We start from the raw sequence: 25,775 nt of genomic DNA, 5'->3' as shown, positions 1-25,775 counted from the left end.
ATCAATCCACAGGATGTAGGTAGTATGAAAATATTGTTGATCTCATCTGGTTATTTGGGAATCTATCCATATTTGGAAAAGTACATTCAAGATTCCCTTTCTAATCTTGGTAACCCTTTTATAACGATAATTCCAGAATATAACCTAGAAACCATCAAGCAAATTGAAAACTTTCAGCCTGATTTTGTGCTTGCCTTTGTTGGCTATAAGATTCAACAGGAGTTACTTCAATTTTTAAAGCAAAAAGGATATATTCTAGGAGTTTGGTTAACGGAAGATCCCTTTTATATAGATGAGTCCATTCGTTTAGCTGGGAATTTTCCGTATATTTTCACTATTGATCTAGGAGCATATGAATATTACAAGCAAATATTTCCATCTAAAAAAATATACCATCTTCCTTTAGGGGTTGAACCTTCTATTTACTTTCCCCAAAAAACAGTGAGTCAGGATGTTTATGATGTTTGTATAGTTGGTTATCCATACCCAGAAAGAATCCAACTTGCTCATCATATATTGGAACAAACACCGTATAAGTTGCTTCTTTCTGGCCCTGTTTGGAGAAGGTATATGAAAATTCAGCACCATCAGAGATTGATGGTCATCAATAAATGGATGGAACCTAGCAAGGTTAACCAACTATATCAGTTATCCAAGATAATCTTAAATCCCCATCGCGCTTTTGATTTTCACAAAAATAAAAATACGATTGGTATAAAAAGTAAGAGTATCAATAATCGCACCTTTGAGATCGCTGCTTCTGGGGGGTTTCAATTACTTTCTGCAAAACCAGATATCGAATTGCATTTTGATCCAGAAAAGGAAATTGTTAGCTATTCTACGGATGAGGAATGTATCAAACTTATTCATGCCTTTATAAATGATGACCAAGAAAGAATTCATTATAGTGAAAAGGCAATGGAAAGAGTTCTTGATTGTCATACCTTTTTCCATAGGGTGCAAAAAATGATAAGTTTATTAGGATAAAAAGGAAGAAGGAGGTAATATTGTTATTTTTTAAAAATAAAACCATCCTCGTGACGGGTGGTACCGGATCGTTTGGGAAAAAATTCGTTGGGCGGGTTCTGGAAACTGAAGTAAAGAAAGTCATTGTCTTTAGCCGTGATGAATTAAAACAATATGAAATGGCACAAGAGTTTACCGATCCCAGAATCCGCTTTTTTATCGGAGATGTCCGTGACAAAGATAGATTATTTCGGGCATTTGATGGTGTTGATATCGTTGTCCACGCTGCTGCATTAAAGCATGTTGGAGTTTGCGAGTACAATCCATTTGAAGCAATCAAAACCAATATTCTAGGTGCTCAAAATATCATTGAAACAGCCATTGATCGAGGGATAGAAAAGGTCATCGCATTAAGTACCGATAAAGCAGCAAATCCAGTGAATCTATACGGAGCAACAAAATTAGCTTCAGATAAATTATTTGTGGCCGCAAATTCTTATAGTGGATCGAAAAAAACGCGATTTTCTGTGGTTCGGTACGGGAATGTAGTGGGCAGCCGCGGCAGTGTTGTTCCATTTTTTAAAAAAGTGAAAGAAACAGGGAGAATCCCGATAACAGATGAAGGAATGACTCGTTTCTGGATTACCTTAAACCAAGGAGTACAGTTTGTCATTGACAATCTAGCAAGAATGAAGGGCGGAGAAATTTTTATTCCGAAGATTCCAAGTATGAAAGTGACCGATTTAGCCACTGCGATTGCCCCAGATTGCAAAATGGAGATTATCGGTATCCGTCCTGGAGAAAAATTACACGAAACGATGATTACCGAAGATGATGCTCGCCATACATTAGATTATGGCAGCTATTATGTTATTCAACCTGAATTTCCTTGGTGGGATGCTACAGGTGTCAAAAGAGGAACAATATTACCAAATGGTTTTAGTTATGTAAGTAATACAAATAGTCAATGGCTTACCGTAGAAGAGCTACGACTCTTGGTAAGCGATAAAAATCTATAAATATATTTAACGGAAGGAGGCATACAGTGAATCAGAAACCAATTAGAAGTTCCTATATTCCTTACGGCCGGCAGTGGATTGATGATGATGATATTAAAGCTGTGACAGCAGTCTTAAAGGGAGATTATCTTACAACAGGCCCATTCATTTCCCGTTTTGAAAAAGCAGTGGCCAACTACGTTGGGGCAAAGTTTGCCGTGAGTTTTGCAAATGGCACCGCAGCCCTGCATGGTGCCTGCTTTGCTGCCGGGGTTTCTGAAGGGGATGAAGTGATTACCAGTGCGATGACCTTTGCTGCGAGTGCGAATTGCGTTTTGTATCAAGGAGGTACTCCTGTTTTTGCCGATATTGATGAAAAGACTTACAACATTGACTCAGAAGAAATCAAAAAACGAATTACGAGTAAAACAAAGGCCATTATCCCCGTACATTTCACCGGACAGCCGGCTGATATGGAAGAAATAACCGCCATCGCCAAAAACCATAATCTAATAGTGATTGAAGATGCCGCCCATGCTCTCGGTGCTACCTACAAGGGAAACATGATTGGGTCGATCAGCGACATGACCATGTTCAGCTTTCATCCAGTAAAACATATTACTTCTGGTGAAGGCGGAATGATAACCACCAATAATAAAGATTATTATGAGAAGCTCCTGCAATTTCGTTCTCATGGAATCACAAGGGATTCTAGTAAATTAACAGAAAATCCTGGCCCTTGGTATTATGAAATGCAATTCCTCGGCTATAATTATCGTTTGACGGATATTCAAGCAGCCCTTGGGCTCAGCCAATTCAAAAAACTCAACACATTTATAGATTTAAGAAAAAAATATAGTTCGATGTATAACGAAGCATTTACCAACATTCCAGCTATAACGCTTCCTTCCCAAGATAAGAATGGGTGCTCAAGTTGGCATTTGTATGTGATCCGTCTTCAATTAGACCAATTAACAGCGACTAGGAAAGAGATTTTCGACGCCTTCCAGCAAGAAAATATCGGGCTAAATGTACATTATATTCCAGTTCACTTACTGCCATATTACCAAAATCTCGGCTACAAACAAGGGATTTGTCCAAAGGCGGAAAAGCTGTATGAAGAAATCATTACCCTTCCCCTCTTCCCGGCAATGACAGAAAATGATGTAAGAGACGTTATTTACGCCGTAAAAAAAATCATCAATCTTTATTGCAAATTATAAGAAGGTGATTCTTTGAAAATAGTAGCAATCATTCAAGCTAGAATGGGGTCAACTAGACTTCCAGGAAAAATCTTAAAAGAAGTCTTAGGCAGACCTCTGCTTGAATATCAAATTGAAAGAGTAAGAAAGTCTAGGTTTATTCATCAAATAGTGATTGCCACCACAAACAAGGAATCAGAACAGCCTATTATTGATCTATGTAATAGACTCTCTGTTGCCTATCACCGTGGTTCAGAACAAGATGTCTTGTTAAGGTACTGGGAAGCTGCCATGAGGTACAAAGCGACAGTTGTGGTTCGTCTTACATCTGACTGCCCTTTGATTGATCCGAAAATTATCGATGCCAGCATCACCAAATACTTATCAAAAATTAACCTCTATGATTATGTTTCAAATACAATTGAAAGAACGTTTCCACGCGGTTTAGATGTTGAAGTGATGTCAATGAAGGCTTTAGATCAAGCGAACCGGGAAGCAAGAAACATCGTTCATCGTGAACATGTGACACCATATATTTATCTTCATCCCGACAAATTTACCTTGGGTAGTGTTAAGAACCCTCTTGATGTAAGCAGTTATCGGCTAACAGTGGATACCAAAGAAGATTTTCAGTTAATAAAACGTTTGATTCATTACTTTTCTGACAAAAAGATTGAATCCGTTACATTTGAAGATATTATTTGTTTGTTACAGAAAAAACCTGAATGGAACTTAATCAATTCTCATATAGAACAAAAGAAATTAGAGGATATCATATGAATGTATATATTCGTGTCGACGCCTCTAATGAAATAGGATCAGGACATGTGATGAGATGCTTGACTCTTGCAGAAAAACTACACTTACATGGTGCAAGTGTCACGTTTATATGCAGGGAACATGTCGGGCATCTATGCGAATTAATTGAAGAAAAGGGTTTCTTGGTATTAAAACTTCCTGCTCCAACATGGGATGCCCCCCTTCCACTTTTGACCCCCCACTCCCACTGGCTTGGTGTTCCATTGTTCATTGATGCAAGACAGACGAAAGCTGTACTACGAGAACACTCTGTTGATTTACTGATTATTGATCATTATGCCATTTACAATGAATGGGAACGCAATCAAAAAGATATTGCAAAAAGAATCATGGTTATTGATGATCTGGCCGATCGGAAGCATGAATGTGACCTTTTAATGGATCCAACAGCACTCGATGCACCATACCGATATCGTTCTCTCGTTCCAGCTCATTGCAGCCTTTTTCTTGGTCCTAGTTACGTATTGTTGAGACCTGAGTTTTACCAGCAAAGATATCAAATGAAGCTGAGAACAGGTCCTGTTAAAAGGATATTTATTTTTTTTGGAGGATTTGACCATACGAATGAAACAGGGAAAGCACTAGCTTCTTTTTTAGAATTAGAGCGACATGACATCGAAGTAGACGTGGTTGTAGGAAAATCAAACTTCCATAAACATGACTTGAAAGCAATTTGTGATCAGTATTCTAATCTGCATTTTCATTGCCAAATAACTAATATTGCCATACTAATGCGGCGTGCGGACTTCTCAATAGGTGCTGGAGGTACGACCACATGGGAACGATGTTATCTTGGTTTACCAGCGATCGTTTGGAGTATTGCAGCAAATCAGAAGGCTATTTGCGAGAATCTCGGGAGAAAAAAGATCATCAAGTATTTAGGGGAGAATCACACAGTGAAACAGTCATCGTTAACACCGCAGCTGGAGAAATTCATTGAAAATGAACAAGAACGAGTGGAAATGTCACGACTAGCGGCTGTATTGATGAAAGACAATCTTGTCAATTTACAGACAATGATAGAGGACATCATGAAAATGGGTGGTTAAGTATGGATTATGATTTACGTGCACTAACAGAAAATGATAAGAACTTGATTTATAACTGGAGAAACGCTGAATTTATTCGGGTGAACATGTTTCAAGATGAACTTATTCCCTATGAAGCTCATTGTCATTGGTTTGAAATCATTCTGACAAACCAAACTGCTTATTATCGCATCTTCCGTTATAATAGCAAACCATTGGGGCTCGTTTCCTTTAAAGAAAGTAATCCACAAAAGAAAACCTGCTTCTGGGGATTTTATATTGGTGAAATTCAGGCACCTAAAGGCGCAGGGACATGGATGGGAAGTTTAGCGTTAGATTATGCCTTTCAATGTTTAGGGATGAAAACCATTATTGGTGAGGTTCTATCTTTTAATAAAAAGAGTGCTACGTATCATCGCAAACTAGGCTTTAAACATGATCTGCATTATAAAAATACTTTATACCGAAATGGCCAGCCAATCAATATCATTAGGTTTGTCTTAGACAAAGAAGACTGGGAGCATCATAAAGCGAAATTAGACCTGAATTTCACTTGAAAGGGTGTAATAATTTGAAGGAAATCAATCTTGGAGGAAAAATGGTTGGACCGAACCATCCTCCTTTTATTATTGCAGAAATGTCAGGAAACCATAATCAATCCTTGGAACGTGCCTTACAAATAGTCGAGGCTGCAGCAATGGCTGGCGCGCATGCCTTAAAAATACAAACTTATACCGCCGATACAATGACAATCAATCTAGATACAACCGATTTTCAAATCAATGACAAGACAAGTTTATGGAATGGAAACAATCTCTATAAACTATATCAACAGGCCTATACTCCATGGGAGTGGCACAAACCGATATTTGACAGAACACTAGAACTGGGAATGATCCCTTTTAGCACACCATTTGACGAAACAGCTGTTGATTTTTTAGAAGACTTAAACGTACCGATGTATAAAATTGCTTCCTTTGAAAACAATCATATCCCCTTAATTAAAAAAGTAGCTGCAACAGGAAAGCCGATGATTATTTCTACTGGGATGGCAACAATCGAGGAATTAAAAGAGACAGTTCAAACGGCTAGGGCTTTTGGGTGTCAAGATATAGTTTTGTTAAAATGTACGAGTACCTACCCTGCTTCGCCTGAAAACACCAATATTGTAACCATTCCTCACATGAGGGAATTATTTCAATGTCAAGTAGGCTTGTCCGACCATACGATGGGGATCGGGGTTTCTATCGGCAGTGTTGTTTTAGGTGCAACTGTTATTGAAAAACATTTTACAATTTCTCGTTCTGAAGAGGGAGTTGACTCTGCCTTTTCAATGGAGTCAAATGAAATGAAGTCATTGGTTATTGAGACAGAACGTGTCTGGCAATCCTTGGGGCAAGTGAGTTACGGTCCCACTGCAGAAGAAAAAAACTCACTGAAATTCCGAAGATCAATTTATATTGTAAAGGACGTACAAGCTGGGGATATTTTAACAAAAGACAATTTAAGAGTCATACGGCCTGGTTTTGGCTTGGCTCCGAAATACTACGAGCAGTTATTAGGGAAAAAAGTTGGGAAGAAAGTAAAAGCTGGTACCCCCACGGACTGGTCACTATTTGTCTAATAGAATAAACTAGAATGAGGATCTGCTAAAGGAATGGCAGGTCCTCATTCTAGTTTATATCACAGATATAATATTTGCTTAGTTGTGGTAACATTCATAAAGTAATTTCTGTCCAGAAGTTCCGTCCATATAAATGCTACTTAAATACTGTTCTCTAATTCTATCATAGGCTTGCTTATGCTCAGGAGAAGTATAATATTGATTGACTATCGTGTATAAATGATTTGGATTAGGTTGAACATACTCTCCTAGTTGATCAAAATAATTATATGTTCGATTGCTAATTAAAAAGTCAAATAAAAATACAGGTTTTTTAAATAAGATACTTTCTAATGCAACGGTAGATAAAGAAGCAATCACTCCATCAACATGACTGATTAGTTCATACAAGTAATCCTCTCGTGAAGTCAACACTTTAATCGATTTGCATTTTTTTTCAAGCTCTAAATAAAGATCACACTGCTTTTTTTTGATTTCCCATGGGTGCGGCTTAATAATTAATTGATAGTTAGAATTAGTTATTAGATTATTTATTAGTTCAGTGAATCGGGCAGCATCTATATTAGGCCCAGTAATCACTAATAAAGTAATTTTATTAGAATCAAGTTTGAATTTTTCCGGAAATGTAGTATTGTGTTGAGTGACTTTAGTGAAAATTTCATCATATTTAGGATGACCGATTTCACTAATCCGTTCTTGTGTCAGCCCCCTTTGCAAATACCACTTTTTCTCATACTCACCATAGACGGCAATAGAACTGGTAAAAATCGGCATAAAAGCCTCTTCTCCCATTAAAACACCGTGCTGAAGACAAATACTTTTGATCCCGCATATGGAACCAACAATAGCAAGAGATCTACTTACAATATCTTCTGTCGTTCCTACTATAATTGCTGATAAAGTGAGTTGATCGAAAAGATTAAAGGCGGCACTGACTGTTTTCACGATTATCGGGATTCGGTTAAGAAACGTCTGCTGAAAGAATTCATTACCAAAGGCTGGATGGTTCTTTAACTTTCCAAATAAAGCTTTTGCTTTTTTTACGAGTTGACTGGAAATGTCTTCAGTTGATTCTTCGTATTTTTGCATCATCTCAGTTGGAATTCCAAAAATTTGTTTACTCTTTGAACGAGACAGAATGATTGTTTTTTCTGGATCAAATAATGTTCGATAACAAGTTTCTGGAATGCGTGTATAGTCATAATTTATCAAAATTTTCCCATCCTTCGGTTTGTTCGTAGAAGGAGGACTATTTTTTTTCAACCACTTTTCAAAATAGGGCTGTATCATTTCTTGTTTCCATTCAGGGTATTTTTCTGATATAGGAAAATTTTCTGCTTCCATTTTCATTTTCAAATCTTGGTCTATATGATGATAAAAATTCGTTAACAAGGAAATGGGAATATCTTTGAATGTAAAGTTCTTGAACGTTTCGATAAACTCGCGATAGATAGCCCAGTAATTTTTCAAATAAGTATTCATTCTCTCTTCTCCCGTCTTATTGCCCTTAAGGAGTCTCTTAGTTCCTTACATGTTCTTTGCTGCGGCAGTTTACTGGCAAACTCATTTGGTTGGTCACTATAAATCTGTGCGTGAATGGATTTTGGGGTAATAGCGTTAAAATCAAGTACTTCAGGAATAGGATAAAACGGCCAAAAGTGATTAAGTTTCCAGAAGAATCGAGCATCACCGATTCTATAAAATTGGGGATCTTCATCCCAAATAGATCCAAACGTTTTAGTAATCACAGGTATTACAGTTTTTCTGTGCATAATGGAACAATGATCCGTAACACAAGGTGCGAGCCATTGAATGACTTTAGACGGTCTGACAATGGAGTTTGTAATTTCCCCCTTCACATTTAAATAGTTTGTTTCTGATGCTGAATAAACAACCATTACATTCGGATGGTTCTCCAAAAAATCCACCATTTTCTCTATTTTTTGTTTATGATAGACATTGTCATCGGTAGCATACGCAATATAGTCTCCTTGTGCTAATTCTAGTGCTTGATTAATCAAAACGGCATATCTCGTTTTCGCTACTCTTTCATCAACCGTTTGAACGTCACTCTTGAAAAATTTGGCTCTAGAATCATCCAGAAATGGTCTAATTTTATTAAGTGTTTCTTCATTTGAATTATCATCCATAATAAACAATTCAAAGTCATCATACGTTTGGTCTAATATTGATCGAATCGTTTTTCCAACATATTCGTGTTTATTAAAACTGGTTAAAATGATTGATACTTTTGGCACGACCCCACCTCTTTCCCCTTTTTATTACAACAGCATTCCTTAGTCACATTTCTTATACTTTATGACAATTAGGTGAGTAGTGGTACAACTTTTAGAGTCTAATTAAAAAATGGGACATTTCATTTGACATTCAACAAAAAGCCTGTCTTTTCGTAAAGTTGCACCACTTTTTATTGAAAGAACATACAATACTCAATGATCAAGTAATTTATTGTATATATAACAAAGGAGACCTAGCATGAAAGGAATTATTTTAGCAGGTGGCAGTAGCACGAGGTATATCTGTTAACCCACTCAATATCTAAACATTTATTGCCAGTCTATGATAAGCCTATGATTTATTATCCATTCTCAACACTCATGCTTGCTGGAATTAAAGAATTCTTAATTATATCCCACCTCGCAGGATACCCCTCGCTACAAAGAGCTACTAGGAAATGGTTCGGATTTGGGCATTTCTATAAGCTATGAGGTACAGCCAGCCCCAGAGGGAATTGCTCAAGCTTTTGTTTATGGGGAAAAATTCATAGGGAATGATAACGTGGCATTAATCTTAGGTGACAATATTTTTTATGGTTATGAGTTTCAGCATTTGCTAATGGAAGCTGTAAATCAAAAAAAAGGTGCAACTGTGTTTGGTTATTTCGTTCATGATCCGGAACGATTTGGAGTTATTGACTTTTTAGAGGATGGAACTGTTACTTCCATTGAAGAAAAACCTGTTCGTCCAAATAGAACTCGCCTTTCTATAATGGATGTAGGAGGCGATTTCTATTCAGTTTTTTAAGTAGATTTTGAGGATAAGTTTCTCGTTAAGATAGATACAGATAATTCATCGTTGATCTGATATCTCCTAAAATAATATTACTATTAAAACATGATCAGTAAGTTTTTTAGCACTTTTTTTTGAAAATGATGTAAGTGAATGAGTGTTTATGTTCTTTGATTGTAGTGTATTTGGACTTAAGCAAGTGCTTTTCATGAAGATAATTCCTTGGTAAAGGTTGTGCTAAAAGTAGTAGTCACCAAGAATAACATTAGTTTGTGATATTTTCTTAGTAGTTTGCGTTAAGTTTTTTCCAGTTATGGGTGATTCAGAAGTAAAAGTATTGGGCTTTATGCTAGGTTAATTCCATAATGTTAGCGGGTAGTGCAGTACAAATACATCTTAACCTTCTATTAACTGAGATTGACCTATTATAGAATTAATGGAAGAAGGAGGAGATGAAATTGAAAATATTGGTAGTCGAAGATGATCTATCCATACAGCAATCAATCAGCATGGGATTGCGAAAATTCGGCTATGCGGTTGATGCAGCGTCAGATGGCGAAAGAGCGCTACAAATGGTCGAAATCCACGAATATGATGCGATCGTATTGGACTGGAACCTGCCTAAAATCGATGGGATCGATGTGTTAAGGGTGATTCGCAAGGATAAGCCTGACATCAAGGTTCTGATTTTATCGGCGCGTTCCGAGGTAGAGGATAAGATCTATGGTCTTGATACTGGAGCGAACGATTATATGGTGAAACCCTTTCATTTTAAGGAGTTAGAGGCTCGGCTTCGAGCATTGCTTCGCAGAAGATTCATTCAGTCAGATACAAGGCTGTCATATGGAGAGATCATATTGGATACGGCGTTAAAGACAGTATATATTCAGAACACTCCGATAGAATTAACAAAGAAAGAATATGGCATTTTGGAGTACTTGATGTTTAATAAAGATAAGATTGTCAGTACGGAAGAGATCATGGAGCACTTGTGGGACAGCAGCTTTGATGGTTTCTCGAATTCTCTCAAGGTTCATATCAATTCGCTAAAGAAGAAGTTGTCCATATTTTTGGGAGAGCAAGAAGTGATCAAGAACAAAAGGGGTTTTGGATACTATATTGCGGAGGTACCTCTTTGATGCAAACTAGTACACTTTCCCTCCGTCTACGGTTGACTTTATTAATGGCAATAATACTTTCAATCGGATGTATCTCGCTTATGGTAGCTTCCATTTATGCCGCTCGTGTTATTTATGTTCAACCGCAGCTTGTTCCGAAAGTCGATGCTTTTGATGGAACGAAGGAAGGATCACTGACTGTACCGTCTGTACCATCTTTACCGTCTGTGCCACCTATCCCATCTGTCACACCTGCACCCGTCTTGATGGAACAGCAGATTGACTTTGCTTCTGCTGGTCTCCTGTGCGTGATCTTGATCATCGCAAGTGGAACTGGCATCACCTACATGGTAACAGGAAGAGCGTTGAAGCCTGTCACAGACTTAAGCAAGGAGATCGAAGAGATTGACGAAAATAATCTGTATAGACAAGTTCAAGTTCCCCCGTCCAAGGATGAGGTCGCGAGTCTGTCCATTTCCTTTAATCGGATGATCCATAAGTTACAAAAATCATTTTTGTCCTATAAACATTTTTCAGCTAATGCCGCACACGAACTCAAAACACCACTCGCTGCTATGCTAGCTAGGATTGAGGTGGTACAACTAAGTGACCCACCTATACTTGAAGAACATACGGAAGCACTGGAGGATATGCGGAGCAATGTGGAACGACTTAATTCCATCGTTCACGATCTGCTCCAAATGAATGCGGATTGGAATGGGTTCAAACGTGTAGTATTCGGTGCCAATGAATTATTTCAGATGATTATAAGGGATTTTTCCTTGGAGATTCAACGTAAACATATTTATATTGACGTTCAGCTTGAAGGTGTGATGCTTTATGGTGAGAAAAATCTGTTGCATCAGGCTTTCTCCAACATTCTTCACAATGCCATCAAATATAATGAGGAGAATGGAAGCATTCAAATCACTGCTGTTCATCATTCACAGACAACATGCATTACTATTACCGATACAGGTATTGGAATCCCAGAGGATCAAATAGACAAGATCTTCGATCCCTTTTACTGTGTGGACAAGTCCCGTTCGAGAGAACTTGGGGGCAACGGATTAGGTCTGTCCATTGTGAAGGCAGTCATCGATAAGCATGACGGCTCGATACAAGTTCAGAGCGGAGCAGGCCTTGGCACTACATTCGTGATTCAACTGCCTAACTCTCCAAGCGTTCTTTGAAAATGGTTTGCCATCTTTTCCGTGAACTGTTTACTTAACCAAGAATTAACCTTGCCTCCTTTATAGTATTGGTATATCCATACTAAGGGAGTGCGAAATATGTCTAGAACTATTTCAATTATATTAATGTGCATCGTACTTGTGATAGGAATTGGATTGGGGGCTCAACTTTTTTTGCCGCCGACACCGCCAGACAAATCCGATGTCCACTATCCATCATATAAGCAAATGATGATTAATTTAAAGGCGATGACTGTCGTACCTCATCCCTCCGGGTCAAAGGAGCTGGAATCGGTACGGGCCTATTTACTGGAGCAAATCCGTGCGATGGGCTTGAAAGCAACGATTGACAAAGTAACCTACACAGTTGATGACGTGAAAGCTGACCTTATAGAGCGCAAGGGAGCGCCGGATTTCAAAAATATGCCACCAATTAACGGAGTTTCTGCAGAAGAGGGTTTCATGAATACCATTCGTGAAAAGGCACATTTTGACAAGAACGATAAATTGGTGTTACAAAATATACTGGTGAAGATGGATGCCCCCAAAACTGATCGCGGTATCCTGCTAATGGCTCATTATGACTCCGAACCGGAAACTCCAGGCGCAGCGGACGATATGCTCTCCGTAGTTGCTATGCTGGAAGCCATTCGTAAGCATGCGGGAAATCCGAGTCTGAAGTCAGATATTTATTTTCTGTTTACGGATGGCGAGGAAGTAGGAACGCTGGGAGCGAAGTCATTTGTTCAATCACACCCAGAGCTGCTAAATAAAATAGATCTGGTCTTTAACTTTGAAGCCCGAGGTAGTCGCGGACCGCTGCTGATGTTCGAGACTTCTGATCGTAATCTGGATGCTGTGAACTACCTTCAGTCTGCAAGCTCACGTCCGTTGTCCTCCTCATTCCTGACTGCGTTGTACCATCAGATGCCAAATGACACCGATTTAACTCGTTTTTTGAAGGCAGGCTACTCAGGTCTAAATTTTGCAGCAGCGCAAGGAGCTGAAAATTACGGCAGAGAGACGGATACCATTGAAAATTTAGATCTTGGGACAGCATACCATTATTTATTGACTGCCTTGGAAGTGGTAGATCATGCTTCACAAGTACCATTTAAAGAAGGAAGAAAACAGGATAGCCTCTTTTTCTCCTTGTCTCCCAGCTATTTAATGATCATGAGTAATTCTACATCTTATATCCTGTCACTAGTAGCTGTTGTATTGGCCATATGGTGGATGATCTTGCAGATTCGACAAGGCAGCTTTCGGCTTCGTACAATGATGACAGGAACAGGCTGGCTTCTCGGAGTGATGGTTGGAGCGGCGTTATTGAGCTGGGGAATCGTAGCTGGAGTAACACAAGTGATGCAGTTAGGTGAGTCTACGAACAATGACAATGCATTTTTTAGTATCTTTTTTCTTATGAGTATATGCACTTTAATCGCTGGTATTATCCGGGCACGTAAGTTGTCACTACGGGAAGCGCTTGCTGGTTTCCTGCCTCTTCACTTGTTGTTAATTGTAGGCTGTCTCGTTCTGTTCCAAGAAATTAGTTATTTGTTCTCTCTTTCAACACTGGGAATTTTGGCTGTAGCACTACTTGACCGGTACAAGATCGGCAGATGGATTGCATCGGTGGTGGTTGGTACAACAATAGTGTTTCTGTATATGCCTGTATGTTGGCTAATCTATGTATTGCTCATGTTACCGTTTACCCCGGTATCAGTTGCGATAAGTGTAATTCCGATCTCGATAGTTTCTGCTCTGTTCATAACGAAAGATACATTGGTTTTAAAGTCTTGTGAGTAGGTATTAGAAAAGTTATTTTTTGAAATGGATATTACCCTATTAGGAATATCTCAGACGTCTAAAACAATACAATCGCCATTTGGTAGACCCGAAATTTTCTCACTTTGTTATCCAAGAAAAAGCCAAGCATATCATTTGTTGAAGTGAAGTATTTCTCTCGAAAGTAGGAAGCTGCTGTGTGATCGTGTAAAAAAATGAATCTCCTTCTCAAGTATCGTTTGAGAAGGAGGTTTTTCTGTTACTGTTCCATACACCTTCTTAATCCTTTGCATGAACAAATTAAAAAGGATATGGTTCATTGTTTTATAAATCGAATGATTGTATCGCTTGATTATACCCTTCTTGAGCTTTCTAGGGCTAATCTTGCTTCAACAGAGCTAATCGATTTTTCACAAGCAATTATTTCCAATTAAACAAAAAATGGTTTAAGCTATCTAAATGAAGACCGAGTTGTACTGAGATTTATAGAACGCCTATGTTCTCCAATAGATTATTTCTATTATTCAGCGAAATGCTCAATAAGCAGGACACGAAACGAACGTGCTGCCAAGGATAAATAACGTTTTTCGGACCAAGCTAAGTTCGTAACATTGCATTGGAAAGGCGGGGAAAAGCTTTGGGGATGATAGCCTCCGTGATGGCATTTGCAGGTTTCATTGGACCTATTTTTGGTGGAATACTTACTGGACTTTACTGGAGATATTTATTTCTCTTTTCCATAGGTGTTTTTCTTTATATTAATAGTGGAGATGACATTGAGATTTTAAATGAAAGAAGAAATTGTGTAAAAAGAGAAGCCTTTTCGAATGTGGTTCGAGAAGGCGACTTTTTTTGATAAAATGCTGAGTTTTATATTCAGTATAAAAAGATTTCTATAATTCAACATTTGATACCAATATGCTTGATGTAGTATTATGACACCACTTACAGATGTGATACCAAGCTCGACGAGATGAAGGAATGGGATGGTATGGTATGGTGACAAAAACCACTGCATATTTTCGCAAGCTATTCAGGTTGATTTAATGTAGCAGAACCTGCTTTAAATGGTGTTGTGATACCTTGATAAGATAAATGTAACGTCATGCCTACTTCTGCATGTGTTAGATTATGGCAATGATCCATCCAAATTCCCGGGTTATTAGCTGCAAAAGTTACCTCATATTTTTCCCCAGGTTCAACATTGAGGGTATCTGTATACCAAGGATTTCCCGTAATTGGTTTTCCATTTCGACTGAGTACCAACATATGGTGACCATGCAGATGCATCGGATGATCCTCAACTCCTTCATTAACGAAAGTTGTTTTTACGATATCTCCTTTTCTAACCATTAACATAGGAGTATAAGGCGCTATTTTACCATTTATTGTATATACCGGCGTTAATTTTCCATCATAAAAGCCGATTCTATTTCCTAAAATCATTTTGAATTCTCGATCGAATTGCTTATTATGCATAGATGTTTTGGTTGTTTTTCCATAATGTGCGGGATCAAAAGTTGGTAATTCCTCTACTGGAACAGCAGGAGCTGGCGCAGAAGTATTAGGTGGATGAAAAAGCTGTTGAACTTTTGTTCCTCCATATTTACCTTCACTAATCAAAGATACAGGTTTGTTAGGCATCTTAAAAATTAGATCATATCTTCCTCCTGCAGCGATCAACATCTTTTGATTACTAATTTTTGATGGTTGGTTAATTTTATTTCCATCGATTGCGTCTACTTGGAAGGGAGTACCTGATAATTGAAAATATCTTGCATTATTACTTGAATTAATTAGTCGAAGTCGTACAGGTGTCCCAGATTGAATAATATGCTTGGATACCTGATCATTCATACCAAATGTCGCAATAGTGTTGGATTCATTTTCTAGGTCCCACTCATGGTTGACAATGGTAATATCTTTTTCTTTGTTGGGTAATTCCTTTTTCGGTTCTACAATAAATGAACCAAACAGCCCTTTTGAAACTTGTTTGGATGATTGTTGATGAGAGTGATACCAGTAAGTTCCTGTTTGCTCTGCTCGAAAGCGATATACAAATTGTTCTCCAGGTTGTATGGAATTTTGTGTAACTCCAGCTACACCATCTTCTCCATTTGGGACGTTATAACCGTGCCAATGGATCGTAACGCCATCTTTTATATCTTTATTTTTTAATATTACCTCTACCAAATCGCCTTGTTTTACTCGGATTTCGGGCCCAGGAATTGAGCCATTAAAGGTCCATGCCTCTATGATTTTTCCTGACTGAAGCCGAACTCTTTCCTTCTTTGCAACTAATGTAATTTGTTTATCGGCTTTTATGTTTTGCGGTCCACGTAAGGCAGTTACACTAACACTTGATTTATTTGATGATTGATGAGAGTGATGACTATTAGTAGGTTGAGATTCATCTCCCCAGTCAACAGAGTGGTGATCAGCCATACTATATTTATCCGGAAGTACCGATGCGTAAGCTGTGTAAGAAAACCAACCTGCCGTCAAAATTGATGTGACGAGGGTAATTGGAATCGCACGGCGAATTCTACCGAACCGCTGATGAACATTCCATTGATCAAGGTTTTTGTTCCGTCTTTCTTGTCGAAACCAAAGTGCTATCACCATCACTGCAAACAGCAACCAAACACAAATCATAGTGAGCCAATTGAGTGTAAATGGATATTGAAAGATCGTGAAATACGTATTCAACACAGTACTGATAAATAAAGACTGGACTGGTACGAAAAATGTAGCAGAAAAGAAAAGATTCCTTGCTTCTTCTAAATGGATCGTCCCTTCTTTTCTAGTATTACGTAATATTGGATAAGTCAATATAAATAACGCAGTGAAAGATATAAGTATGAGTGGTAGGGCTGATAGTTGCTGATCATTAACAAACATCCATCCATATGAAATAACGATAATAGAAACAATGGTGAGTTTAATGAGTAGTAGAATGAACGTCACGAATAGTAAAATATTTGCCCGTTTGATACTTCTGAATAAAGCCTCTTTCGTAGAACGAAATGAAAGTCTTCCAAGTCGATTGGTGACAATTCCTGATGCGATCATCAGTAAAACAGAGCTGAGCATGTTAGTAATGTAAAGCATCATAAACATTTACAATATTCTCCCTTTTTCAAACCGAAATATTTATCCTGATAACCTACTAACTACTCAATAGATTCAGTTTTCTTCTGCCTACCGTCCAAATCAACAAACTAGCTCCTATTAGCAGAATGATACAAGTATAATAAGGGCTTTGTGGAGAAAATTGATAGAGATAGGTTCCTAGTAAAGGAGCGATAACTACTCCTGTTGCATTGCCTGCAGTAATCATCCCTGCAATTTTCCCCTGTTGGGTTTGATCAACCATTAATGAAGCTGCTGACATTGAACCAGGTAAAGCCATACCAGTCCCAATACCAATAAGCAAGAAGGCAATAGAGAAAGACAGAATCTGATGAGTGATGGACAACAAGAAAAAACCAAGAAAGACTATCGGTAAGCCAATACTTATCAGTGTGGCCGGTGACCAACGAAAGCGTTTGACAATGAGTATTTGGGTAAAAACGACGGATAGACCGGCGATGGTAATAAAGATAGTGAGATAACGTGTTGCGTCTTTTATGGAAAGATGTAATATATCTTGAATATAAAATCCAGAAGTTACTTGCACCATGGATAATGCCATCGTAAGCAATAGGCTACAAACAAGCGGTAACCATACTTTAGAGAAAAGAATGGGTTTTACGATATTTTCTTTCTCACCAAGGTTGTTAATCGGTTTTTGGTTAGGTAGTGATATCCATAACCATATGGTTACACCTGCTGTCAAAAAGGCTGACACATAAAATGGCGTTGCAAAGTGGAATCCAGCAGTTAAAGCTCCTAACATAGGTCCTAATACAAACCCTAGGCCATTCGCACTACCAATCAGAGCCATTGCTGAAAGTCGCTCTTTTCCAGTTGTAATGTCTGCCATATAAGCTTGTCCAGTAGAGGGAATGGCTCCAGCAAAAAAACCTTGAATGAGGCGAGTGAGCAGCAAGAGCAAAAAAATCATTCCTATCCCTATATATGTTGAATTGGACAAACCCATCTGAACCAAAACTCCAAAAAAGAGCATTGTAATCGTAAATCCAGTCATGCCGAGCAAAAGGATTTTTTTACGGCCCAAGATATCACTTTTTCGCCCCAGATAAAGGCTTCCTACGATAGACATGATGGCCGGGATCGAAATGAGCCATCCAGCTTGTATTTCGGTTAGACCCATGCTACGTGCGATTGGCCCCATTAAAGGATTGATCACAGCAATCCCCATCCAAATAATGAGTACAGACGAAAAAATAATCCACTTCGAATTCATAAAATCAAACACCTCGTATCTTTTTTTATTATCGATCCATAAATTATTGCTGTTCGAAAGACATAAGAACGTCGTTCAAACGCTCATCAAATGCACTATCAAATGACGGAATACATTCATCAATTCGTTGCTGAAATAGTTTAGGGTCCTGAACATCCAGCTCCGCTCTTACTTGTTTTTCTTCTGGTGAGCCATTATCGTTTAATATAATGGTAAGTATTTCTGCATTAAAGAATTTGCTAGGAGGCAGAACCAATGAATTCATCAAGAATTGCATCAGATAAAATTTGCTGTTACCCTTCGTTACCAATTCTGTCGCTTTTTTTGTAAACAAGTCGATGTATTTCTGGGCGAATGTAACCCCCTTTAAGGGCGTTGTACCAATATGTTTGACACCATTCCAACGCAAATCTGCAATAGAGCTCAGCCACCAAGCCGGTTCAATGGCTTCCTGCATCCGATGCAGTACATGTCGCTCAAAATATGGCTGTGGATTGCGTATCTGCTCTTCCAGACAATTTTCGATTATTTCCGCTTCAATCGCAGCCACTGTTATTCCTTGTCCATGAATGGGGTCAAAGCTGCAGAACGCATCACCCAGAACAAGCAGTCCCGACGGCCAATTCTTCATTTGTTCGAAATGCTGCCGAATTGATTCAGATGTACGATATCCGCGGGGAGCTTGCAAAGGCTCTAAGTAATCCATAATATTGGCAATTTCTGATGCATTTAAACTTTTTAGTTCCTCTTGGTATTCATCCGGTTTAATGGAAGGATAGTGTTCACCACCTGCGCTAAACAACAATGTTCCGGCTATATCATCTTCAATACGAATCAGCGTACCATTACTTATTCCTTTAGCAGGTTGTGCATCGGATATAACTGATCTCCATTGTTTTTGCGCCTCTAGAGGAATTTTGTAGTACTGGGTACTATAACCGAGAAATACCTTGAGCACCTCTTGATTCGGAACAGTATGACCGAGCGAATGCAACCATTTGATGACCTTCGAAGAGCGCCCAGAACTATCGATTACCATGTCCGCTGTAAGCAAATCCTCTTGGCTATTCTTTTTGCGCTCTTTTGTATATACGCCAATAATTGTTTGACGGTCTTCTGAGGACATGAAACCTATAACTTCCGTATTAGTTATAAAATGAACATTATGAATCTTTTGTACACGACGGCGAAGCACCCATTCTAACAAAGCTCTGCTGCTCGAAGCACTTCCAGCAGGAGGACGAACTATTAAATTACCGAACGGATTAACAAGCACGATCTCTTCGGCATCTGAGGGATAAGCACCGTTGTCTAACAGATCATTTGTATAACCAGAGAAGTAGCGCTCTAAAATCATGTGACCGCGTGGCAGTACACGATGTGGATGGAATGATTGTGGAGTGCCCTGCCTATTGGCTGGTGTTGTTGGTAAGTCATCGCGTTCCACAATATATATCTCTTTATAATACTCGGATAGCATTCTAGCTGTTATCAGTCCAGCTATTCCTGCCCCAATAACTACAGCTTTATTCATGTTTGCCATGATTGTCATCCTTCTATTGTCCTCTTTCGCCATAGGCTATTTTTTCTATTGCTAATCTTAAAAAGTAACTTGGGATTAATCCTTCGTGGCTTAATCTTTTTGTTTCTCCTGAGTGAACAGATTAAACTCCTATGATTTTTTGTACGTCCGTTCCCTTTCGACGTTAATTTACATAATAATTGTCGAGAACTTATGCAGATTATTCTCAATTTGTGTGGTTTTTTTATTTATCCAATTAATCCACGATATAATATTAAATATGAATTTCTGTACTGAAAGGATGAAATTGGAATGGAAGCAAAATTGCTGATTGTAGAGGATGAGACCAACATGTTGGAAGAAATGCAAACTTATCTGCAACGTGAAGGATTTCGAGTCTACACCTGCCAAAACGGAAGAAAAGCACTTGAGCTCGTCCAGTTAGAGCAGCCAGAACTTGTTGTGCTTGATTGGATGCTTCCTGAAAAGAGCGGCCTAGATGTTTGCCGCGAGTTAAGGCAAATATCGAATTGCGGCATTATTATGGTCACAGCCCGATCAGATGAATCGGATAAAATCGTTGGTTTGGAAATTGGAGCGGACGATTATTTGACAAAGCCTTTTAGCTTGCGTGAACTAGCTACGCGCAGCCGGGTGTTACTTCGGCGCTTGCATGGACCAGAAAACAAGCCTCAGTTTTTGGAAAGAGACAATTTGACCATTTCCGAAGCCAAATGCCAAGTATACAAAGACTCCCAAGAAATCCAACTAACACCGACCGAATTTAAAATTTTGTACACATTGGCTGCACGTCCTGGTATTGTTTTTAGCCGCCTGCAGTTATTAAAAGTCGCGCTCGGAGACGAATATTTAGGTTATGAACGGACGATGGATTCTCATATTCGAAACCTTCGACGGAAACTGGGAGACTCCCCAGCCAACCCGCGATATATCCAGACCGTATACGGCTTCGGCTATCGTTTCGGTGAACAATCATGAAAATGACAGTACGGCAAAAAATTTTTGCTTACATGGGGCTACTTGTTTTGATCATTACCCTTTCTCACATTTTTACTTATCAAATTTATATGAACCTCGTTTTTGATGAATTTCGCAAGGAACAAATCGGAACAGCTTTTTTGAAAGCCTCACCCGATCATCAAATGGAGATGTTGAAGACGTTTGTAATTGACAAAATGAAGCTGATGGGGGTTGGAATTGCTGTATTTTTTATCGCAACTGGTCTGTATTTTAGTCTCTGGATATCAGGAGTCATCACACTTCCGCTTCGAAAACTTGTAGCCGCTATTGAACGGGTTGCAAAAGGAGATCTAAACGTGAATGTTCCTATGGAATCTAAGGACGAATATGGGAAAGTTGTCCGGACATTTAACGACATGACGCTTCGTTTACGAGAAGCTGAGATTGTGCGAAAGCGGATGTTTGCGGATGTCGCTCATGAGCTTCGCACTCCGCTTTCTATTATGCAATTAAAGTTGGAAAATACTCAGCAAGCCAGTCAAAATGTCTCTCCTGAAGTACTGCTTAGACTTCATGACGAAGTGATCCGCCTAAGTTTGTTAGTGGATGATCTTCATGTTTTGTCGTTGGCCGAAGCAGGACGGCTGACGTTAGATTGCAAGTCGATCGATCTGAGGGAAAAACTGAAACAAATCGTCAATGATGTAAAGATAGAGGCTGAAGAGAATGGACTGAGGATGAGCCTCTCTTCCTGCCCAAATCCTGTGATTGTAAAAGTCGATGCCAGAAGAATAACGCAAGTATTTATCAACTTGTTGACTAATGCAATCCGATATACTCCTAATGGCGGAGTGATAGCGGTTGATATCAAAGACAACGTTGTTGATCAAGATAAGGTTTACACATGTGTTTCCGTAATCGATACCGGGATTGGGATACCTGAGGAAGAACTTCCTCATCTGTTCGATCGTTTTTATCGGGTAGAAAAGGCTCGATCACGGCATACAGGCGGAACAGGGATTGGATTGTCCATTGCTCACCAATTTGTTAAAGCTCACGGAGGTTTTATCAACGTTGTGAGCCAACCAGACGAGGGAACGACATTTACCGTTTACTTGCCTTCAGAGCTTTATAGAAATGATTTGACCTTGTGAACTATTTTTGAGATTCCTATTTTATATTTATTACTATTTGTGGGAAGTACAGCATCTTTGTAGGTGCGCACCCATTCTGATCTAAACTAACAAGGGAATAAGTTTGCTGGGTTGGCATTTGGTAAAAGCACAAGCAGCAGCCAAAGAGCGTCATTTTATGGGATTAGTTACTGAACAACACAAATACAGTTTATTAGAAAGAACTCCTGAATTGGAGGTATTACCTGCTACTAAAGATTTGGGATTAGGCGTGGTGGCATGGAGTCCTTTAGCAGGGGGAGTTCTCGGTGGGAATGCATTAAATAAAAATAGGACCACTCACATCACAACGATCGATTTATTGAAATACATCACTCACAGCTTGAGAAATTTTCTAAGTTGTGTGCGGAATTGAGAGAAAAAGAGTCACATGTGGCATTGGCGTGGTTGTTAAGAAGTAGTGTAAAAAACCACCTTCTCATGTTTTTGAGAAGGTGGTTTTTCGTTATTTGTGGACCTGAAATTATTTAAATTTTATTATTCAGAGGAGTATCTTTTTAATAATTGATCTGGAGCATGTTGCAGTAACAAATTTTTTTGTTTGAATTCCTCTAAACTATTAGAGATTGTAAACTTTGCTGCTTCAACGGATTTCTGTTGTAATCTCTCTACATCAATCCGATGAAGAGATTCATATTTAGAGAATGCTTCTTTGTAATTAGTAGTTTCCATCAATGCATTCACTAGACGATCCGCTCCAAGCATTGCTTTCCCCCCACCTGTTCCTAGCATAAAGGTCATAGCATGTGCAGCGTCTCCAACCCAGACCGTTCTTCCTTTACTCCACTCAGGTAAGTTAATTATGCTCATTGTGTCTTCATATATATAAGCAGGATCAATTTGCTCTATCACCTGATGGATTCCCCACTCAATAGACTTACATTTCTGTAATAAGAATGTTTTTTTCTGTTCTCCTGAAAACTTGATATTTCGGTCTTTTTGATACATGAACAAGCCGGCTGCATAGTTTTCATCAAAACCAAATTGTAGATAAAAGCCAGGGAGATAAGTTGCATAATTTATTCCCATTTCTAGATGAACAGGCATTTTTTTTATGATCGGATTTTTTATGGTAAATACCATGTACCCAATATCCTCATGTTGTTCATATTGATTTCCAAGTAGGAGTTTTCTTGTTTGTGAATGAACACCATCTGCACCAATGACCAAATCATAGTGTTGCTGTATTCCGTTTTGAAAAGTAACCTGAATTCCTGTTTCATCCTCAGATAGTGCCTGAATGTTTGATCCAAATTGGATTGGTATATGTTCATATACTGATCGATATAGGATATCATGCCAGGTGAAACGATGAATCAAAACTCTTTCTAACTCCGAGCCTTTGGTAGTTTTCATGGATAGTTCATATAATAGATTTCCCTTTGCATCAAGGAATTGTCGTTTTGCTAATTTTACATTTCTTTTTTGTATTTCATCTATCAAACCCATTTTTTTTAAGACAGTAATCGCATCTTGATTCAATTCGACCATGGATCCTACTGAGCGAAAGGTAGTTGCTTTTTCAATAATGGTTGGTTGATAACCTTCCATTAACAGCCGTTTTGCTAGCGTAAGTCCAGCGATTCCAGCACCTGAAATTAAAATATTCATCTTTGTTCACCTACTTAAATATTGGATGGATTGAGTGTCTTTCTACCTAAAGTCCAGATCAACAGACTCGCTCCTAATAACAAAAAGATACAAGTGTAAAAGGGAAATTGTGGGGACAATTGATAGAGTGAAGTTCCAAGTAAAGGAGCAATGACCGCCCCTGTTCCATTGAGTGCAGTAATGATTCCTGCAATTTTCCCTTGTTGCGTCCGATCAACGATTAACGAAGTTGCCGACATAGACCCAGGTAAAGCCATACCAATCCCGATGCCAATTAGCAAGAAGGAGATAAAGAAATAAAGAATCTCATGAGAGATGGACAACAAAAGAAAGCCAAAACAGACAATCGGCAATCCAATACTCATCAGTTTTCTAGGTGACCAACGAAATCGATTGACGATGAGTATTTGGGCAAACACCAAGGCTAGACCTGCGGTAGTAATGAAGATACTGACATAACGTGTTGCGTCTTTTATCGATAGGTGCAAGGTATCTTGAATATAAAAACCAGAAATAACTTGCATCATGGATAATGACATTGCGAGCAATAAGCTACAAGCAAGCGGTAGCCATACTTTAGAGAAAAGTATGGGTTTTCCTATATCTGCATTCTCACCATTGTTGCTATTCGATTTTTTGTTGACTAGTGAAACCCAAATCCATATGGTTACAATTGCTGTTATAAGCGCTATGATAAAAAATGGAGTTGCGATGTGGAATCCAGCAGTTAAAGCCCCTAATATAGGTCCAAATACAAACCCTAAGCCATTCGTACTACTAATCAGAGACATTGCTGAGATTCGTTCTTTTCCAGTTGTGAGATCAGCCATATAAGCTTGTCCTGTGGAAGGAATAGCTCCAAAAAATAAACCTTGGATCAGGCGAATCAACAACAGTAACAGAAAAATTGCCCATAGATTTGATGGTTCTGCTAACCCAATCTGAACGAAGATCCCAAACAACAGCATGGTAACAGTAAATCCAGTCATTCCTATGAGTAAGACTTTTTTCCTTCCCCATATATCGCTTTTTTGACCCAAGTAAAGACTCCCTACAATCACCATGATTCCAGTGATTGCAATGAGCCAACCAGCATGCATTTCTGTTAAGCCCATGTTTCGTGCGATAGGACCCATTAAAGGATTGATTACTGCGATACCCATCCAACCACTGAGTACAGTGAAAAAAATAATCCATTTTGAATGCATCGAATTTGACACCTCATTTCTTTGTAGTAATTATCGATGATTAAATGAATCTGCACTGCTCCAATTGGGATTAGTTTTAATCCAATCGGGAGCAATAAAAAAAGCAACCTCTTTTTAGGTTACTTAACAAATCGATATTGGCTGGGTGTGATGCCGAATTTGTTTTTAAATACTGCAGCAAAACGACTTGGGTTCTGATAGCCAACAGCAATGGAGACTTCTGTTACATTCATTTCTCCTATAATAAGTAATTGTTGAGCTTTGGCTAGTCTTTGTTCGCGAATATAATGAAAAACGGTAGTCCCTAATAGTTCACGAAATCCTTTTTTTAATTTAAAATCGTTGATCCCTATGGCTTGCGAAATCGAACCAATGGTGATGGGATCTTCTAAATGACGGATAATCCACTCTTTCGCTTGTTCAATTTGCTCTTTATCTGATTTGGACCATTTGATGGTATGAATTGCTTTGTTCTGATTTTCGTATTTCGCAAAATAGACAGTTAGTAGCTCTAAAGCTTTGCTTTCTAAATACATCTTTCCTGTGTTTCCCGAATAGGGACATTGAAGAATCTGTTGTAGGACTACCTGTAAAATGATATCAGTTGGTTTTTGAAGAAATCTAGCTTCACCCTTTTTGAAAAAGGAATCAATGGTTTGTTGGTCATCTTGCAAAAATTGAAAAAAATAATCGTGAATAGCAGATTCAGTAAGATGGATACCCACTGTTAAAATATGATCGCCAGCAGACTGTTTCAGGCTCACGAAAGAATCATGTAAAAAACTCATACTAATTTGGTTGTTATGTGTGTGATAGGTTTTATGATTTGCTTGAAACAACATATCTCCATACAGATTGAAACCAAGTTCAAATAAAGGAGATTCTTGATAGGTTTCCAATCTGAACGACTGATGCATTTTTAAATCTCTGATAATTAATTCAAAACCATCTCGCAGCAGATAGCGAGTCACTTTTCCTTCTGCAATATCAGGAGGGTAGTGTAGTACATGTTCGTAAGACTGCTTTTGATAAAAAGGGGTAGTCGTTGCTGATAATTGATTAAATAAAGTATCGTGCATGATATGTCAACCTCCTCAAATAGTCCATATATAAATAATACTGATT

The 25,775-nt window shown here is 38.5% G+C and carries 21 protein-coding genes and 2 pseudogenes; 15 read left to right on the top strand and 8 right to left on the bottom strand.

Annotated features, from left to right (window positions below; translation table 11 throughout):
* Window positions 1-24: 24 nt before the first annotated feature.
* Genes GSM42_RS11135 through pseI form a run of 7 tightly spaced genes read left to right on the top strand, consistent with a single transcriptional unit; the run spans window position 25 to window position 6,637 of the window.
* On the top strand, window positions 25-987 hold the full coding sequence (locus tag GSM42_RS11135) for a CgeB family protein (protein WP_160801611.1): 963 nt from the start codon (window positions 25-27) through the stop codon (window positions 985-987).
* Window positions 988-1,007: 20 nt separating this feature from the next.
* Window positions 1,008-1,985: a UDP-N-acetylglucosamine 4,6-dehydratase (inverting) gene (pseB, locus tag GSM42_RS11130; RefSeq protein WP_160801610.1), complete on the top strand. Its 978-nt coding sequence runs from the start codon at window positions 1,008-1,010 to the stop codon at window positions 1,983-1,985.
* A 26-nt stretch (window positions 1,986-2,011) separates the two neighbouring features.
* A complete protein-coding gene (gene pseC / locus GSM42_RS11125; RefSeq protein WP_160801609.1) occupies window positions 2,012-3,187 on the top strand; it encodes a UDP-4-amino-4,6-dideoxy-N-acetyl-beta-L-altrosamine transaminase in 1,176 nt (391 codons plus the stop codon).
* A gap of 12 nt (window positions 3,188-3,199) precedes the next feature.
* Complete coding sequence (locus GSM42_RS11120) at window positions 3,200-3,946, top strand: cytidylyltransferase domain-containing protein (protein WP_160801608.1); 747 nt, start codon at window positions 3,200-3,202, stop codon at window positions 3,944-3,946.
* The gene (pseG, locus tag GSM42_RS11115) at window positions 3,943-5,034 is read left to right on the top strand and encodes a UDP-2,4-diacetamido-2,4,6-trideoxy-beta-L-altropyranose hydrolase (RefSeq protein ID WP_160801607.1); all 1,092 of its coding nucleotides are present in this window, start codon (window positions 3,943-3,945) and stop codon (window positions 5,032-5,034) included. The genes GSM42_RS11120 and pseG overlap by 4 nt, the downstream gene beginning before the upstream one ends.
* Before the next feature lie 2 nt (window positions 5,035-5,036).
* Complete coding sequence (gene pseH / locus GSM42_RS11110; protein WP_160801606.1) at window positions 5,037-5,570, top strand: UDP-4-amino-4,6-dideoxy-N-acetyl-beta-L-altrosamine N-acetyltransferase; 534 nt, start codon at window positions 5,037-5,039, stop codon at window positions 5,568-5,570.
* A 14-nt stretch (window positions 5,571-5,584) separates the two neighbouring features.
* Complete coding sequence (gene pseI, locus GSM42_RS11105) at window positions 5,585-6,637, top strand: pseudaminic acid synthase (RefSeq protein ID WP_237446567.1); 1,053 nt, start codon at window positions 5,585-5,587, stop codon at window positions 6,635-6,637.
* Between the two features lie 78 nt (window positions 6,638-6,715).
* Here pseI and GSM42_RS11100 read toward each other — a convergent pair whose 3' ends face one another.
* Together GSM42_RS11100 and GSM42_RS11095 are read right to left on the bottom strand one after the other, a co-directional pair.
* Window positions 6,716-8,119: a hypothetical protein gene (locus GSM42_RS11100; RefSeq protein WP_160801605.1), complete on the bottom strand. Its 1,404-nt coding sequence runs from the start codon at window positions 8,117-8,119 to the stop codon at window positions 6,716-6,718.
* The gene (locus GSM42_RS11095) at window positions 8,116-8,895 is read right to left on the bottom strand and encodes a glycosyltransferase (protein ID WP_160801604.1); all 780 of its coding nucleotides are present in this window, start codon (window positions 8,893-8,895) and stop codon (window positions 8,116-8,118) included. The genes GSM42_RS11100 and GSM42_RS11095 overlap by 4 nt, the downstream gene beginning before the upstream one ends.
* Window positions 8,896-9,133: 238 nt before the next feature.
* Between GSM42_RS11095 and GSM42_RS11090 the strand changes: the two are divergent.
* From GSM42_RS11090 to GSM42_RS11070, 5 genes and pseudogenes are all read left to right on the top strand, one after another.
* Window positions 9,134-9,625: pseudogene (locus GSM42_RS11090) on the top strand (sugar phosphate nucleotidyltransferase); the annotation flags it as partial.
* Window positions 9,626-10,125: 500 nt separating this feature from the next.
* Window positions 10,126-10,806, top strand: coding sequence for a response regulator transcription factor (locus GSM42_RS11085; RefSeq protein WP_160801603.1), 681 nt, complete (start codon window positions 10,126-10,128; stop codon window positions 10,804-10,806).
* Window positions 10,806-11,978 (top strand): sensor histidine kinase, encoded by a 1,173-nt coding sequence (locus GSM42_RS11080; RefSeq protein ID WP_160801602.1) that lies wholly within the window; start codon window positions 10,806-10,808, stop codon window positions 11,976-11,978. Before GSM42_RS11085 ends, GSM42_RS11080 begins: the two co-directional genes overlap by 1 nt.
* Window positions 11,979-12,077: 99 nt before the next feature.
* A complete protein-coding gene (locus tag GSM42_RS11075; RefSeq protein ID WP_160801601.1) occupies window positions 12,078-13,787 on the top strand; it encodes a M20/M25/M40 family metallo-hydrolase in 1,710 nt (569 codons plus the stop codon).
* 634 nt (window positions 13,788-14,421) lie between these two features.
* On the top strand, window positions 14,422-14,622 hold the full coding sequence (locus GSM42_RS11070; protein ID WP_237446566.1) for a hypothetical protein: 201 nt from the start codon (window positions 14,422-14,424) through the stop codon (window positions 14,620-14,622).
* A gap of 173 nt (window positions 14,623-14,795) precedes the next feature.
* Here GSM42_RS11070 and GSM42_RS11065 read toward each other — a convergent pair whose 3' ends face one another.
* From GSM42_RS11065 to GSM42_RS11055, 3 genes are read right to left on the bottom strand one after another with little or no spacing between them, the layout of a single operon-like run.
* Window positions 14,796-16,886: a multicopper oxidase family protein gene (locus GSM42_RS11065; protein ID WP_160801599.1), complete on the bottom strand. Its 2,091-nt coding sequence runs from the start codon at window positions 16,884-16,886 to the stop codon at window positions 14,796-14,798.
* A 49-nt stretch (window positions 16,887-16,935) separates the two neighbouring features.
* Window positions 16,936-18,135 carry an MFS transporter gene (locus GSM42_RS11060; RefSeq protein WP_160801598.1) on the bottom strand — a complete coding sequence of 400 codons (1,200 nt, stop codon included), beginning with the start codon at window positions 18,133-18,135 and terminating at the stop codon, window positions 16,936-16,938.
* Between the two features lie 43 nt (window positions 18,136-18,178).
* Window positions 18,179-19,678, bottom strand: a complete 1,500-nt coding sequence (locus GSM42_RS11055; protein WP_160801597.1) for an FAD-dependent oxidoreductase — start codon at window positions 19,676-19,678, stop codon at window positions 18,179-18,181.
* A 291-nt stretch (window positions 19,679-19,969) separates the two neighbouring features.
* On the opposite strand from GSM42_RS11055, the gene GSM42_RS11050 reads away from it, so the two are divergent.
* From GSM42_RS11050 to GSM42_RS11040, 3 genes and pseudogenes are all read left to right on the top strand, one after another.
* Window positions 19,970-20,656: a response regulator transcription factor gene (locus tag GSM42_RS11050; protein ID WP_160801596.1), complete on the top strand. Its 687-nt coding sequence runs from the start codon at window positions 19,970-19,972 to the stop codon at window positions 20,654-20,656.
* Window positions 20,653-21,792 carry a sensor histidine kinase gene (locus tag GSM42_RS11045; RefSeq protein ID WP_160801595.1) on the top strand — a complete coding sequence of 380 codons (1,140 nt, stop codon included), beginning with the start codon at window positions 20,653-20,655 and terminating at the stop codon, window positions 21,790-21,792. The genes GSM42_RS11050 and GSM42_RS11045 overlap by 4 nt, the downstream gene beginning before the upstream one ends.
* Before the next feature lie 109 nt (window positions 21,793-21,901).
* A pseudogene (locus tag GSM42_RS11040) lies at window positions 21,902-22,236 on the top strand (aldo/keto reductase); the annotation flags it as partial.
* 72 nt (window positions 22,237-22,308) lie between these two features.
* On the opposite strand, the gene GSM42_RS11035 reads toward GSM42_RS11040, so the two are convergent.
* The 3 genes from GSM42_RS11035 to GSM42_RS11025 all read right to left on the bottom strand — a co-directional run bounded on the left by GSM42_RS11035 (window position 22,309) and on the right by GSM42_RS11025 (window position 25,729).
* Window positions 22,309-23,442, bottom strand: coding sequence for an FAD-dependent monooxygenase (locus GSM42_RS11035; protein WP_160801594.1), 1,134 nt, complete (start codon window positions 23,440-23,442; stop codon window positions 22,309-22,311).
* Between the two features lie 14 nt (window positions 23,443-23,456).
* Window positions 23,457-24,650 (bottom strand): MFS transporter, encoded by a 1,194-nt coding sequence (locus tag GSM42_RS11030; RefSeq protein WP_160801593.1) that lies wholly within the window; start codon window positions 24,648-24,650, stop codon window positions 23,457-23,459.
* Between the two features lie 119 nt (window positions 24,651-24,769).
* Complete coding sequence (locus GSM42_RS11025) at window positions 24,770-25,729, bottom strand: helix-turn-helix transcriptional regulator (protein ID WP_160801592.1); 960 nt, start codon at window positions 25,727-25,729, stop codon at window positions 24,770-24,772.
* Window positions 25,730-25,775: the final 46 nt, after the last annotated feature.

The sequence above is a fragment of the Shimazuella alba genome, assembly GCF_009831235.1.
GTDB lineage: Bacteria > Bacillota > Bacilli > Thermoactinomycetales > Thermoactinomycetaceae > Shimazuella > Shimazuella alba.
This window is presented reverse-complemented; position numbering and strand designations above follow the sequence as displayed.